This window comes from Homoserinimonas sp. OAct 916, assembly GCF_003260275.1.
In the GTDB taxonomy this organism is placed as follows: Bacteria; Actinomycetota; Actinomycetes; order Actinomycetales; family Microbacteriaceae; genus OACT-916.
The window spans coordinates 1-13290 of record NZ_QJHB01000020.1; the positions used below are offsets into that span (position 1 = coordinate 1).

12 protein-coding genes are annotated in these 13290 nt (G+C 58.2%); 6 read left to right on the top strand and 6 right to left on the bottom strand.

Annotated elements, in window-relative coordinates:
- Positions 1-267 precede the first annotated feature (267 nt).
- Complete coding sequence (locus DL891_RS16140) at positions 268-1050, top strand: hypothetical protein (protein ID WP_111721528.1); 783 nt, start codon at positions 268-270, stop codon at positions 1048-1050.
- Between the two features lie 238 nt (positions 1051-1288).
- Here DL891_RS16140 and DL891_RS16145 read toward each other — a convergent pair whose 3' ends face one another.
- Complete coding sequence (locus DL891_RS16145) at positions 1289-2266, bottom strand: restriction endonuclease (protein WP_198668958.1); 978 nt, start codon at positions 2264-2266, stop codon at positions 1289-1291.
- Positions 2267-2328: 62 nt separating this feature from the next.
- The gene (locus DL891_RS16150; protein ID WP_157962572.1) at positions 2329-3303 is read right to left on the bottom strand and encodes a Gfo/Idh/MocA family protein; all 975 of its coding nucleotides are present in this window, start codon (positions 3301-3303) and stop codon (positions 2329-2331) included.
- Between the two features lie 183 nt (positions 3304-3486).
- Here DL891_RS16150 and DL891_RS16155 point away from each other — a divergent pair, with 183 nt between their 5' ends.
- Positions 3487-4365 carry a nucleoside phosphorylase gene (locus DL891_RS16155; protein ID WP_111721531.1) on the top strand — a complete coding sequence of 293 codons (879 nt, stop codon included), beginning with the start codon at positions 3487-3489 and terminating at the stop codon, positions 4363-4365.
- Positions 4366-4502: 137 nt separating this feature from the next.
- Positions 4503-5519 (top strand): LacI family DNA-binding transcriptional regulator, encoded by a 1017-nt coding sequence (locus DL891_RS16160; protein WP_111721532.1) that lies wholly within the window; start codon positions 4503-4505, stop codon positions 5517-5519.
- Between the two features lie 474 nt (positions 5520-5993).
- Here the strand turns inward: DL891_RS16160 and DL891_RS16165 are convergent, their stop codons facing one another.
- The 3 genes from DL891_RS16165 to DL891_RS16175 are packed head-to-tail and all read right to left on the bottom strand — an operon-like array spanning position 5994 to position 8868.
- Positions 5994-7022, bottom strand: coding sequence for a substrate-binding domain-containing protein (locus DL891_RS16165; protein ID WP_111721533.1), 1029 nt, complete (start codon positions 7020-7022; stop codon positions 5994-5996).
- Positions 7023-7073: 51 nt separating this feature from the next.
- Positions 7074-8090, bottom strand: coding sequence for an ABC transporter permease (locus DL891_RS16170; protein ID WP_111721534.1), 1017 nt, complete (start codon positions 8088-8090; stop codon positions 7074-7076).
- A gap of 4 nt (positions 8091-8094) precedes the next feature.
- On the bottom strand, positions 8095-8868 hold the full coding sequence (locus DL891_RS16175) for an ATP-binding cassette domain-containing protein (protein ID WP_111721535.1): 774 nt from the start codon (positions 8866-8868) through the stop codon (positions 8095-8097).
- A 911-nt stretch (positions 8869-9779) separates the two neighbouring features.
- On the opposite strand from DL891_RS16175, the gene DL891_RS16180 reads away from it, so the two are divergent.
- Entirely contained in the window at positions 9780-10508 is a 729-nt protein-coding gene (locus DL891_RS16180; protein WP_198668959.1) for an SDR family oxidoreductase, read from the top strand.
- A 364-nt stretch (positions 10509-10872) separates the two neighbouring features.
- On the opposite strand, the gene DL891_RS16185 is transcribed toward DL891_RS16180, so the two are convergent.
- A complete protein-coding gene (locus DL891_RS16185; protein ID WP_157962574.1) occupies positions 10873-11568 on the bottom strand; it encodes a restriction endonuclease in 696 nt (231 codons plus the stop codon).
- 821 nt (positions 11569-12389) lie between these two features.
- Here DL891_RS16185 and DL891_RS17595 point away from each other — a divergent pair.
- Both DL891_RS17595 and DL891_RS17200 read left to right on the top strand, forming a co-directional pair.
- Positions 12390-12566: an ATP-binding protein gene (locus DL891_RS17595; RefSeq protein WP_232819232.1), complete on the top strand. Its 177-nt coding sequence runs from the start codon at positions 12390-12392 to the stop codon at positions 12564-12566.
- Positions 12567-12788: 222 nt separating this feature from the next.
- On the top strand, positions 12789-12944 hold the full coding sequence (locus tag DL891_RS17200) for a hypothetical protein (RefSeq protein WP_157962575.1): 156 nt from the start codon (positions 12789-12791) through the stop codon (positions 12942-12944).
- The last annotated feature ends 346 nt before the right edge of the window (positions 12945-13290 follow it).

Below are 13290 nucleotides of genomic sequence, written 5' to 3' on the forward strand. Positions count from 1 at the left end.
GACATGAGGGTCTCCTAATCGAAGTGGTTGTCGTAGTAACTCCACTTTCAGCCGGAGACCCTCACCCCGTCGTCAACAACTACAGCGAGTCGTCACACCGATTCAACCAACGTCCCTGGGCAGTACAGCTAGGCAATCCATCCCGGAGGCACTCACATGGCATCGTCGAAGAGACAATGTGCCTGCCCGCAAAGGGGCCGCGCGCCAGACGGCTCGTCCCCCAGCACCAGCTGAGGCGCTGCTATGGTGACTCGGATGTAGACTCCCGTGCGCTTTGCCGCCGCCTTGGCTGCGGCTCTCCTGTTCACCTCCTGCGGCTCGACCGCCAATCCGACACAAGGCGAGTCGAGCCCGGCTTCAACACCCACCGAAGACACTGCCCCGTCAACGCCCAACGAAGATGCTGCACTAGCTGGGTCATTGCCATTCAACGCGAGCGGCCTGCTCGGAGGTACCGCGCAGCCCACCTTCCCTGACGGAGAGCAGGGCGAAGTCTCGGTAGTCCAGGTCGGCCCGCTTGCCAAACCTGGACTCGGCGCAACTTTGCTCTTCGCCTTTCGGAACAACACCAGCGAAGGCATCTCGCACGTCGACTGGAGCGCGACAGTCCGCAGCGACGGTGCGATTGTCTCTACCGGTAGCAGCCAAGGAACAGTCCCTGACCAGGTGCAGTCAGGTGAGGTTGGGCTCGCATACATATACTTCAGCAACGGCGAAATCATTCCCGGCGGCGCTGAGTACGAATTCACCGTGAATACCAGTCCTGTGAATACCCAGTCGTACAACACCGCGCCATTCAAAGTCACCGAGGCGAACATCTCCGGTGACGCCATAGTGGGCTCTGCGCTCAACGAGACCGGCGCTGAGAGCGCGGCTCCCTACAGCGTCAGTGTCTACTGCTTCGACGGAGACAACCTTCTGTCGCAGTTTCGCACTTACACAGAGCAGGATGGTCCGATAAAGGACGGTGGCTCCGTCACGTTCACCGCGGATCTCTATGGGCAGGAGTGCCCGTCGTTCGTTGTGGGTGTAGGCGGCTACTTCTCTTAGCCAACGCTCACCTACGCTGCGCCAATGTGGCTCGAATCGGGATCTCGAACCGGCGACACGCCCATACGTTTCCACCCAACGGGCACAAGGGCAGGGCTGGTTGAGTCCGCGAGTGCCTTGGTGCGGTTTCAATGTCTCCGATCTCATGAGACAAGGAGAGGGGGCCGCGGTAAGCGCAGTGTCGGGGAGCAGCAGTGGTCTCGGCTATTTCTGTACACATCCGCCGCTGTAAAGAGATTCAGTCGAAGAAGTCAGCGTCGATCTCGACCGTTGTGTACTTTTGCTTGATCTGAACTCCGACGCGGTACTTGATCATGAGGGCGACGAGACGTTGTCCGTCGATCAGGATGACGCGAGACTGCACGCTTCTTGAGTAGTCCACCGCTGCTGGCGTAAATGCGCTCGTGGTCAGGAACACGCCGCGGGTAGCTCCGAAACCGTGGAGTGCGCCGACGAATGCCTGAATCGTCTCGCGCCCGATGTTGTTGCCGTCCTTGTATCGTTTCGCTTGGACGTAGATGCGGTCCAGCCCGAGAGCATCCTGGTCAATGATGCCGTCTATGCCTTCGTCATTCGGGCCACCAATTCGTTTGCCACGTTGCTCAGCTCCGCCGTAACCCATCGCTAGCAGCAAGTCCACGACGGCTTGCTCGAAGAAATCTGGGTGACTCCCCCGCAACCGCTCCAGGAGTTCTTCTCCGAATTCTTGCTCAATCCTGCTGATGCCGTCTTCGATCTGTTCGACGGGATCGAGAATGTCAACCGTGGCAGCGACAGCGCCGTCGTTGGATGTTTCATCAATAGCTCCCCGGACTGAGCTCGGCCAGAAGCGGGCGAAGAATTCGCGGGCCTGCGAGTAATCGAAGCCCTCTGGGTGCTCGCTCAACCCCAGTCGTCCCTCATCATTGATCGCGTAATAACCGCGGGCAGGTCGATCGACCCATCCCGCTTTCGAGAGATGGCTCAGCACCCACCCCATGCGCTGCTCGTACCGATAACCGCCTGAGTTGAGCATCTCCGCTCGAGCCTCAGAACCTAGTCCTGCGACTTTTGCCACAGCATCGAAAATGTCCTTCCGATGCATGGTCTCGCCAGCAGAAAGTACCGTAAGAACGGGAATCACCAGGGCAGGCCACATCGGAACATTAGATACGGAGTTATCTACAGCAATAGTCACACCTCCGCTCTGCACTATGGGCGGTTCGGGCGAGTCCATGCGAATAGGGTTACTGCATCAGCACCCCGCTGCCGTGATGGCCCCGCCGTTCATGGTTCGCGTCACAACTTGACAACCTTGCCTTCACGTGCAGAAACACCCAAAGCGGCTACCGTTGCCGCTTGCCCCAGCGCATCACACTCTCCAAGCAGGCAATTATCTTCGCCGCGAACCGCGGCGGCGAATTCCTCAAGCTCAAGTTGAAATGCATTCACTAATTCCACTTCGATCTCTCGAGCGCCAGAGCGATCATGAAGTGTGATGCGCGAGTTCCTACACAGCCAGGGGTCATCGACAATGAGCGAACCCTGGTCGCCGACCAATTCGAGCCGGCCACGCTGCGGCAGGTGCAGTGCGCAGTCGAAGTTCAGAATGACGTCACTCTCGAACGCCAGGTAGCCGGCTGTCATAATATCCACCCCGGTCGGACCCATGACCTGATTCGCCGAGACCCTGACGGGTTCGCCCGCGAACAGCCGCCCACTGCTGATGCAGTACACGCCGGTGTCAAGCAATGCCCCACCTCCCATCGAGGCATCGAGCCGGAGATCGTTGGCCAATGGCGTTGGCCAGCTATAGCTTGCATTAATGATGCGTAAGCGGCCTATGCTTCCTTCGGCCACCGCCCTCACAACGGCGCAAGTAACAGGGTCGTACCTGAACATGAAGCCTTCGCTCAGCACGAGACCGTGCGAACGAGCGGCTGTGAAGGCTTCAACCACCTCATGTGGCTTGGAGCTGTACGGCTTCTCGCAAAGGACATGTTTACCCGCCCGCAGTGCCCGCATAGTCCATATGTGGTGCATCTTATTGGGAAGAGGGATATAGACCGCTTCTACTCTTGGACAAGCCAGAAGCTCGTCGTAGGTGCCGAACGCGCAAGAAAGGCCCCACTTCTCAGCTGTCGCCTCCGCTCGATCACTGCTTCGACTAGCAATAGCAACTGGGCTGGCCGTGGGGCTCGCAAACATCGCGCTCAACATCGTTTCTGATATGAACGCTGTCGACAAGATACCCCACTTCAATGGATTATCCACCCCAGAACCCTCCTATCGACCTGCAGACGTTGGCAACGTTATCTCAACTCTAATTCGGCGCAGCTTTCTTATGAAGAAAAGCCGAAGGTCGCCTCCGTGGACAATTGTTGTCCGAAGTGAGATATCGTTATCTAAATCTGGTTCATTCCAGTCTGCTGTCGCGTGGCCTCACGGATAGCGCTGATGAAAGGGGAAATTATGTCGGAAAAGCGTGTAGCTCCACCACAGTTTGTTGACGACGGGGTGGGGTTGCTCACGGGTATCACCCCGGGATCCGTCGCTCCCAATGTCATCATTGCGGTTCACGATCCGCTGGGGTTTGAAGCTGATGCCGCCGACGTCATCAGCGAGTATTTCGATGAGCGAACCCTCATTGGCGGCACCACAATGTTCCGCACTTACACCGGAACTTACAAGGGCACGCCGATAACGGTCTGCGGAACTGGGGGCGGTGCACCGGAGACAGAGCTCGCCTTTGGCGAACTGGTCAACGGCCTGGGCGAGTCCGACGTGGTGCCGACGTTCATCCGCATCGGCACATCGGGATCGGCCGCGCCGAACGTCTCGGTGGGAGATTTGGTCATAGCGACCGCCTGCGTGCGGGATGAAGCTACTAGCGCCGCATACGTCTCCCCCTCCTACCCAGCGGTTTCGAGCTTTGAAGTGGTCGCAGCGATGGCTGACGCCGCCACCGCGCTCGATCACCCGTTCCACCTCGGCATTACCCGCTCAACTGATTCCATCTTCGCTGGACAAGGGCGCCCGTTCGCCGGCTACAACCCGCCCGGAATTGAGGACATCGCAACGACGTGGGCCAACGCCAAGGTGCTGAATTACGAGCGCGAAGCCTCTATCATTCTGACTCTGGCCAATCTCCTCGGGTACAGGTCCGGCAACGTGTGCACCGTCGTTAATAGCGCTGTGAGCGGAGAAGTTGACGCCGGCGCAGGGGTACGCGAAGCAATCCTCACCGGACTCGATGGACTTGCCCTGCTCGCGAAGCGCGACAGTATTGCCCAGAACGCCGGCAAGAGCCTTTGGGTCCCTTCAATGGGCTCGTAGCTGTTGTGGCAGCGCGCGTCATCGCGCGCTGCCACAACGCGAGGCCCCGCCCCGGCATGGACCACCGCCGCAGAGTATCCCGTGTTTGGCGATATACGATCAAGAGTTGAGAGCGATTACCGCAGTAAGGGAAATTCATGGCACGAATAGGACTCAAGGATGTCGCCGCCCTTGCCGGGGTCTCGGTGTCAACAGTTTCAAGAGTCCTCCGCGGAATTCCTGTCAAAGACGGGATGGCCGTCCAGGTTCGAGATGCGGCTCACAAGCTTGGTTATCAGCCCAACGGGCTGGCACAAGCACTCCGAGCAGGAAAGTCCGGAACGCTCGGACTTCTCATCCCCGACATTTCGAATCCGTGGCTGGCTGAGCTCGCTTCGGCCCTAGAAGAGGCATGCCGGCTGAGCGGGATCGGATTGATCCTCTGCAACTCAGGCAACCGGCCCGATCAAGAAGAAATGTGCTTGGATTTGCTCTGGAAACACAGAGTGGACGGCGTTTTCCTTGTCTCCGTGCGGGGTCAAGCGCCTGCGTCTCTATCGGAACGCGCACGCGCTGACTGGCCTGTCGTTGCATTCGACCGTTCCTACGCTGGGCCAGGTATCGATGTGGTCATGGCAGACAATGTCGGTGGTGCGCAAGCGCTGGTCAACCACCTAGTCTCCATCGGCCGCAGGAACATTGCACAGATCGTGTCAGGGACCGGGTTGGCGGCGGGCATAGACAGACGCGTCGGCGTCGACGATGCGCTTAGGCGGCATGGACTACGCACCGCTGATCTTTACGTGGGCGACTTTTCTTACGCATCCGGACTGGCCGGCGCAGAGCATTTCATCGGTCGTGGGGCACCGGCAATCGACGCCATCGTTGCAGCCAACGATTTGATGGCTATTGGAGCGTTGAGACATTGCGTCGAGTCGGGACTCGAGGTGCCAGGTGATGTTGCCATCGCCGGCTTCGATGACATGTCCATTTCGTCGTGGACGAGCCCTTCGCTAACGACTGTCCGCCAAGATCCCGAGCTCCTAGCGACCGCCGCTCTGGACCTCTTATTATCCCGCCTCGACGACGCAGGTCTGCCACCTCGCACGGTTACAGTCCCATGCACTCTGAAGGTCAGGGGCTCCACACACCCGGGTGCTTCCGACCAGCCCTAGCGCCTTACTTGCTCTGAATTCGGAAATTACCACAGGGCCGCCACGCCTAGTTCGGCTCAATGGGCATCGTTACTGCTCTCGAAAGTATCCACAGTGATCAGAACGCTCTTCGCCCTGCCACGACAACATACGCTCGACATCCGGCCCAAGGCAAGGCTAGAACAGCGCACCCCCTCCTTCTCCCGCGGCGACGGTTCATAACCGAAAAACACACGCCACAATATGGTCACTGACTACCTCACCGGCCATCCGCCACCGCGCAACCACAACGATGAACGCCCCGCTGGAGAAAATCCGCGGGGCGTTTCCTCGCCTCCGGCATCACCGCCGAAGATGAGGTCACCATCCTTCAACGCCTTTGGGGCTAGCCAAGCCACCGTCGATTCGCGTGTCGACCACAACATCGATCGGACATGATTGACGAATCCCTGCGTGAACCCTCAGGACAGTCGAACATCTGGCCCTCTAGGCTCCTCAGCAACCCTTGTTAAGGAATGGCTTGGCCTCATCTGAATCAACGTTGTCGAGGGTGATCAGAAGCGTAGGGGTGAACCCATAGGGAGGGTCTGTCGGCAGAACAGCCTCTTTACCTGGGTGTTCGCGGACATACTCGACAGCTGCTTGTACGGACTCGTATCCGATCAAGTATGGTGACTGGGCGAGCAGAGCGTCGACATCCCCTGCTCTCAAAGCTTGAATCTGTTCTGCTTCGCCCGCATAGGCTACAACTTTGATGCTTCCGGTCAATCCAGCAGCTCTAATCGCGGATACTGCGCCAGTCGCCTGCGGCCCGTTCGTTGCGTAAACTACTTTGAGATCAGGATTCGCTTGGATCAGACCCGACACAACCTTCGCAGCATCGCTGCTTGAGCCTTTCGCGTATTGCGGATCTAAGACCTTCACATCTGGCGCGCCGGTTGCAACTTTCTCGATAAGCCCCTCGTAACGTGCTTCGTCGATCGGGTTTCCGGGACCAAAAGCCACAATCGCCACTGACCCCTCCCCCTCGGTAGCGCTCACGAGGAAGTCCGCGACCTGCTGACCTGCGCTATCATTGTCGCTTTGGAATCCCTTGTAGAACACATCTTCTGCCATAGTCGCGTCAGCAAGAATAACCGGTGAGCCCTCACCCATTAATCTCTTAACATCAGCGATAAACGCGTCTTGTGAAAATGGCGTGAACACGTAGGCGTCTGGATCTTGGAGCTCCATCGCAGACAAGATCGCAGCCTGCGGTGCGGTGTCCCCGCTGGTAGCTCCATCCCATAGGAGGCTTACGTCAAGGTCCACAGCAGCATCTTGCGCGCCGCACTTCATGCTGACGAAATATGGATCTCCAGTGAGAATCGATATACCTGCAATCTTGACGGCTTGGCCCGAGGCTTGGTCAGAAGCCTGGTCGGAAGCCTGCTCGGAGGCTCCCCCGCTTGAGCCGCATGCGGAGAGAGTTAGGAGAAAGGTGGCCGCGGTCAATGCGGCTAACGCAGATCGTCTGGTTTTCATGACTTTCCTTCCGGTTATGAGTTGTAATTGTCGGCGTGGCGCTAATCAGATTTAATTTCGTACGTCCTTTCGTCGCTGACCAATCGCGACGGCGGCTATAAGTACTATGCCGATCGCGATCAGCTGATAAAAGGAAGGCAGACCAACGACGATCAGACCGGTCTGCAGAATGGAGGCCAAAAGCGCACCACTTATAGCACCGAGAATAGACACTTTGCCTCCATTGAGGCGCGTCCCACCGATGACTGCACCCGCGATCGCCGAAAGGGCGTCGGTCTGGTGGCCTGCAATGTCGGTTGTGCCGAAGCGACTCAGGTCAATAAACCCCGCCAATCCGACAATTACCCCAGCGATGAGGAAAGTGATCAAGACAATTCTCTGCGTCTTCACTCCAGCCCGGATTGACGCGTCGCGATTACTACCCGCAGCAATCATATGAACGCCCAGGCGAGTCCTACGGATCACGTACCAAGCCCCCAAAGCCACGATGACCGCAACTAATGCGGGCGCGGGGAGGAAACCGAATAGACGGTAGCTGCCAAAAGCGTCCTGAACTGTAATCGGAACGCCAGTGATGTTGCTGCCGTTTGTTATTACGTACACCGTCCCGGTAAAAATGCCAAGTGTCGCAAGACTCCCGATGAATGAATTGACCTTGAGTATGAGCAAAACCCCGGCATTTACCGCCAGGCAGATGCTCCCAACGATTACCGCCGATATCAATCCAATCGAAAGAATCAAGAACGTCGAGTCAACTTGAAGAACGGACAGGACTTGCCCACTCGCAACTGAAGACGCGACTAAGACAGCCCCGAGCGAGATATCAATTTCGCCCAGCGCAAGTATTAGGGCGACTGCAGTAGCGAGAAGCACGATCTGCGAAGAGTTAACTGCAAGGGCCTGGAGGTTTTCGGTCCGCAGGAATCTCCAGTCTGAAGCAGCACCGAAAGCGACTATTACCGCGAAGTCAACTCCCAACACAATCCAGGCAGCAGCATCTATTCGGACTCGTTTTCCCATTTGTTTTGCTACTGCGATTGTTGAATTGGCTATCTTGTTGTCAGACATACGACTACTTTCCAAGCTCAGGCGCGGGGGTTGGGGCAGTTTCGCCCATCATGGCTTCTACAATGCGCTTCACCGTTAACCCCGCTGAAGGCTCATCAAGTGCAATTTGTCCTCTCCTCAAGACCACTATCCGCGTGGCAATTCGGAGCATTCGCTCGAGATCGTGTGAAATTACGAGGACCGCGAGCCCACTCTCTGCGACACGGACGATGGAATCACATACGAGGTCACTCTGCCGAACCCCAAGAGCGGCCGTAGGCTCGTCGAGCAAGAGCGCGGTAGTCGCGCGAAGGACTGAGCGCGCAATTGCAACCGCCTGGCGCTGTCCCCCCGAAAGCTCATTCACAGACACGCTCGTTGGAACCCCGCGAATCGCGAGCGTCTCTAGAGCTTTCTCCGACTGGCTGCTCATTGCCGCCTTATCGAGTAAGCCAATCAGCCCACGCCAGCCCGTTTGAGGGATCTCCCGCGCGAGGAATATGTTCTCCTGAATTGACAAGTCTGGAACAAGCGCTAGATCCTGGTAAACCACTTCTATTCCGTGATCCGAAGCATCGTAGCTAGAGGTCAGCCGGACAGAGCTGCCGTCGAGCTCGACGCTGCCGGAGTCCGGTTGATAGACCCCGCACATCGTTTTTACGAGAGTTGACTTTCCCGCACCGTTGTCCCCCAACAGTGCGACAATTTCCCCTCGGCTTACGGCGAGTGAGACGCCCCTCAATGCCTCAACATGCCCGAACGACTTGAATACGTTTCGAACGCCGAACGCTTCAGGCATTGAATCTCCTCCATTGAGAGAACGTTATCTGACAATACTAGAGCCGCTGAACGAAAGCCGTCAAGTCGTCGGCCCCTTGACACGTGATGTCTTTGAGCGCAGGCTTGCGCACGCAGTGGATCGAATGACCCAAGGACCCTCCATGAAAACATTGGGTCGAGATATCGTTGTCTCGGAGACAGCGCTGCGGTCGTGCCGGACTCCAGGATGATGCTTCTCTGGCCGACGCATCTTTGTCCACCACTTCTGGAGTTCTTCGCACGATTTGCGTCTAGGTTACATGGGAAGCCCGCGATGGATGCCGTGTGAAACATTCGGCCATCGCGCTAATGGCGAACCTCAGGCTCTGAGCCACGAACGTTCGGCTCCAGTAGGTTTACTAGTGCCCGATCTGGCGAATCCATGGTTTCCCAAGCTTGCAACGGCTGCCGCAGAATCGTGTCGTGAACGAGATTTGAGTCCAACCGTGTGCAGGTCGAATGATCAGAAAGAGCAGGGGGAAGACTCTTTCGGCCCAACGCGGATTGGTCGGGCGACGATCCGGTAAGAATTTGGGCATGAGGTCATATACCTACGCCACTATCAATGCCCGACTGCGTTCACTCGTGATTCCTCGCAATAACGACAATCGGCTTCATGCAGTAGTGCTTGTTGTCCCTATGCCGGATGAGGGCCACCGTTCTGACATCGGTGGAGACACTTCGATTGCAGTTCGGCGTGCGAATTGCACGTATTCGAAGGGAGCAACCCGGATAGCGACTCGCAGCATTGATTAGAGTGACAAGTCGTGAGCCGCATGGACTTGAATTTCGCCTTGGATATGCTGGGCTCCATGGGCAGAAATGCGCAAGAGAAACACACAACACTCTATTCGCCCGACCAGAACACCAAAACCCCAAGGACACCACCACGTGGTAAGCCCAACTGAGAGAACCATCCTCGTCACGGGTGCTACCGGAGACATCGGCTCGTCGATAGTGCGCCGACTTTGCCATGACGGATTTCGAGTCATCGCAGGTGGACGTTCAGCTCGCTCCGTTCAGGAAATTTCGGCCACGACTGGGGCGATCCCTCTGGTTTTTGACGTCACGGACGAAGTCAGCGTTCGTCAAGCCGTCAGCAGTCAGGAAATTTGGGGACTTGTAAATTGCGCTGGCGTCGGCGGGGAATTCTCTATTCCGCAAGAGGCAAATTTAGACGTTTTAGACGAGTTAGTTCGAGTCAATCTACGCGGCCCAGTTTTGGTCACAAAGTACGCAACGCGAACGATGATTAGCCATAATCGCGGTGGCTCAATCGTGAACGTCTCTAGCTTGGCTGCTATTTCCGCCCTCCAAGGCCTTTCCACATACTCAGCATCGAAAGCAGCTCTCGATGGGCTGACACGCGCGTGGGCGTCCGAGTTGGGAAAATTTGATATCCGCGTGAATAGCGTAAATCCGACTGTTGTGATGAATCGAATGGCCCAATCGCATTGGGGCCGTTCAGAAATAGCGGAGCCCTTCCTCAACGCGACTCCTCTCCGACGGTGGGCAACTGAAGAAGACGTGGCCGGGCCCATTGCATTCTTGCTGTCCGACGATTCAGCAATGATTTCAGGTGTGACGCTCCCGATCGACGGCGGCTATTCTGCCCGGTGACCCATGTCCTCCTCCCGCAATTTTCTATGTTGCATTGGCGACAGGGCATTCTAATGTTGCTCCCCTGTTTGCTGCTTGTCAGTAGAGCCCGTTCCTTAACACCGTCTGCATCCGTGACTGCCCCTCGCCACGGTGCAGCCAATACACCCGTTCTCCTCCGATCACCTTGAAACTCGGCGCTACGTGTGAGCTCATATTGGCATCCATTCGAGTCCGCCGCGACACGGTCAGGTCAATTCCCTGGTGGTGGTATAGCGCAGTGTCTTTCGAGTTGAAGGGTTAGGCGCTGAGTTCCGGCGCGGTCCGTGCGCCGAACCCGTTGGACGCCATCGCCGCCCCGTATAAAGCCAGCGCCAGCGATGCTTCAATGGCCCGTACTCAGCAGAGCCTCACCGTCACCGTCCGCGCCCGACAATGTGCCCTCACACGGTGCGAATTGAAACAGCGCGATCTTCGCCCGACCGGCGAACTCGTTGGCCTCGTCCGTGTATCCGGCAGTTGAGAAGTACAGAGCGCGGCGCCCAGTGACCGACACGGTGCCAGCAAGTTCACGCATCGCTTCCACCCCGACAGGCAACTCTCCTGCTGAAACGCGTACAACGTACGCAGACGATTCCGCGTCCACGCCCGTAGCACTCTCTGCGACGCGGGCATCTCCCGCGCTGAGAAAACGCATCCAGCCAACCACCAGCTCCACAGCACCCGTCGCCGAGACACCGTAGGGCTGAGGCGACGGTGCAGCGCCCATTCGGCGGGCATCGCGAGAGGATCTGCTCGGTGTGTGCTCCCGCGCCGCCACCCGGCGCGCTTCGACGACCTGGAGGGCCGCCAAGCAGGCAACATCGGTCAAACCGCTCAACCGGTTCACCCGCCGCCTAATGGCAGCGGCAAGAATCGCACGACCCCCGAAATAGACGAACCCCAAGACAATGACCAATACGCCGGGGAGGGGCAACCAATCGATACGGTCGCGACGATCTTCAATCGGAAGATAGGTCAAGGTCGCCCAGATCCATATGATGGAGGCCACCAGCAGCAGAAAGGATGTCCACGCCGCCACCAAGTAGGTTGCCCTAGTTGGGATGTTACCTCCGATAGTTTGTATGGACGGAGTAACGCGCACAAAGACATCTTGCACGGTTTCGGCCGGGGCATCCCAAATCCAAGGGAGGTCTCTGCCGACAGTCTCACCCAGCTCAACGGCTTGGTGGTGCCTGCGTTGTTTCGCCGTGCGCGGCTCGCCCCGCTGTGTGAGACTCTCTTCCGCGCTTGTCGTGACCATGATCCGACTGTATCCACACCACTACAGGTCCTTGGGGATCCACCCACACATTGGGGCCACCGCGACCTGCGCGGCTCGATCGCCGGACGCACCATAAATCGCGACGGGGATGCCCGGGGATGATACCCATTAGTGCGGAAGATCTCGGTCTCGCTGCTCTCGTCCAGCGGCAATCCGTGACCTGCGGGCGCGGTTGGCGTCGGTGGCTCCAGCTAACCTGCGATACATGACCCCTACCGGCGAGCCCAGCCCCCTAACTCCCTCGCAAGCCAGCCTGGCGGCAGCCGCACTTGATATCGCTGCCGGCGACATCGTCGCTGTGGATGGGGGTGTCCTCACCAAGGTCCACCACGAGAGGCAATGTGCTGGAACCCATTGCTGGGTGCACAATCCCTCTGAGCATCGCATGCTGGCCTGGCCGATCCGTTGGCGTTCGGACACCCGCACGGCCGAGCGGCTCTGTTCTCACCGCATCGGTCATCCTGACCCTGATGATGTCGCGTTCAACTCACACAGAGGTGTGGACGTCACTCGACACAGTTGCGACGAATGTTGCCTCCCAAAACGAGCAGGATGAAACGCCTCACTCCGGCGCTTGATTGCAGTATCTGCCGCTGCCCGCCGAGGCCGCGTCGGCGCTGTTCCAGGTCATCAACCAGCGCTACCTGAAAACGTCGATCGTGATCACCACGAACCGGCCCGTCGGAGCCTGGGGCGAAATCCTCGGCGACACCACCGTCGCCGCGGCCAAGCTCGACCGGCTCCTTCACCGCTGAGTCGTGGTCACCCTCGACGGGGGCTCCTGCCGGCTCCGCAACCACGCCGCCGCAGCAGACGAACTACGCCGCGTCACAACCGGCACAAACCTGCGCTAACCTAACCCTGCGACCTGGGGAACTCCAACGAGCAAGACTGGGGAAATTCGCTGAGCGCCGTCAGCGGCAATCCGTGAGCGGTGGGCGCGGTCGGCGAGGGTGGCTCCAACTAACCCACGACATATGACGCCTACCGACGAGGCAAGCCCCCTGACTCCCGCGCAAGCCAGCCTGGTGGCTGCCGCCCTTGACGCCGCTACGGGCGACATCGACGCTGTGGATGGGGGCATCCTCACCGAGGTCCACCAGGAGAGGCAATGTGTTGAGACCGACCGCTAAGTGCACAATCCGTCCGAGCATCACATGGTGGCCTGGCCAATCCGTTGGTGCGCGGACACCCGCACCGCCGAACAGCTCTGTACCCACCGCATTGGTCACCCCGACGCTGATGACGTCGCATTCAACACAAGCGGCGGCATGGACGTCACCCGTCACAGTAGCGACGGGTGCTGCTTCACAGAAGGAGCAGGCTGAAATGAGTATTTGATGCCTTGGGAGCCACTCGATCGTGCGGTTCAGAGCCAGTGATCGTGCGGAAGAGAGCCAGCGGTGGTGTTGTTGGGAGCCACTGGCTCTCGGCCCGATCGTTAGGCGCTGGTGAGGGCGGTTTGCTCCCTCATGTTGT

Bases quoted from the DNA above. Each gene is read 5' to 3' on its own strand.
- DL891_RS16145 (WP_198668958.1), bottom strand. From the start codon at position 2,266: ATGGACTCGCCCGAACCGCCCATAGTGCAGAGCGGAGGTGTGACTATT.
- DL891_RS16155 (WP_111721531.1), top strand. From the start codon at position 3,487: ATGAAAGGGGAAATTATGTCGGAAAAGCGTGTAGCTCCACCACAGTTT.
- DL891_RS16160 (WP_111721532.1), top strand. From the start codon at position 4,503: ATGGCACGAATAGGACTCAAGGATGTCGCCGCCCTTGCCGGGGTCTCG.
- DL891_RS16165 (WP_111721533.1), bottom strand. From the start codon at position 7,022: ATGAAAACCAGACGATCTGCGTTAGCCGCATTGACCGCGGCCACCTTT.
- DL891_RS16170 (WP_111721534.1), bottom strand. From the start codon at position 8,090: ATGTCTGACAACAAGATAGCCAATTCAACAATCGCAGTAGCAAAACAA.
- DL891_RS16175 (WP_111721535.1), bottom strand. From the start codon at position 8,868: ATGCCTGAAGCGTTCGGCGTTCGAAACGTATTCAAGTCGTTCGGGCAT.
- DL891_RS17200 (WP_157962575.1), top strand. From the start codon at position 12,789: ATGACGCCTACCGACGAGGCAAGCCCCCTGACTCCCGCGCAAGCCAGC.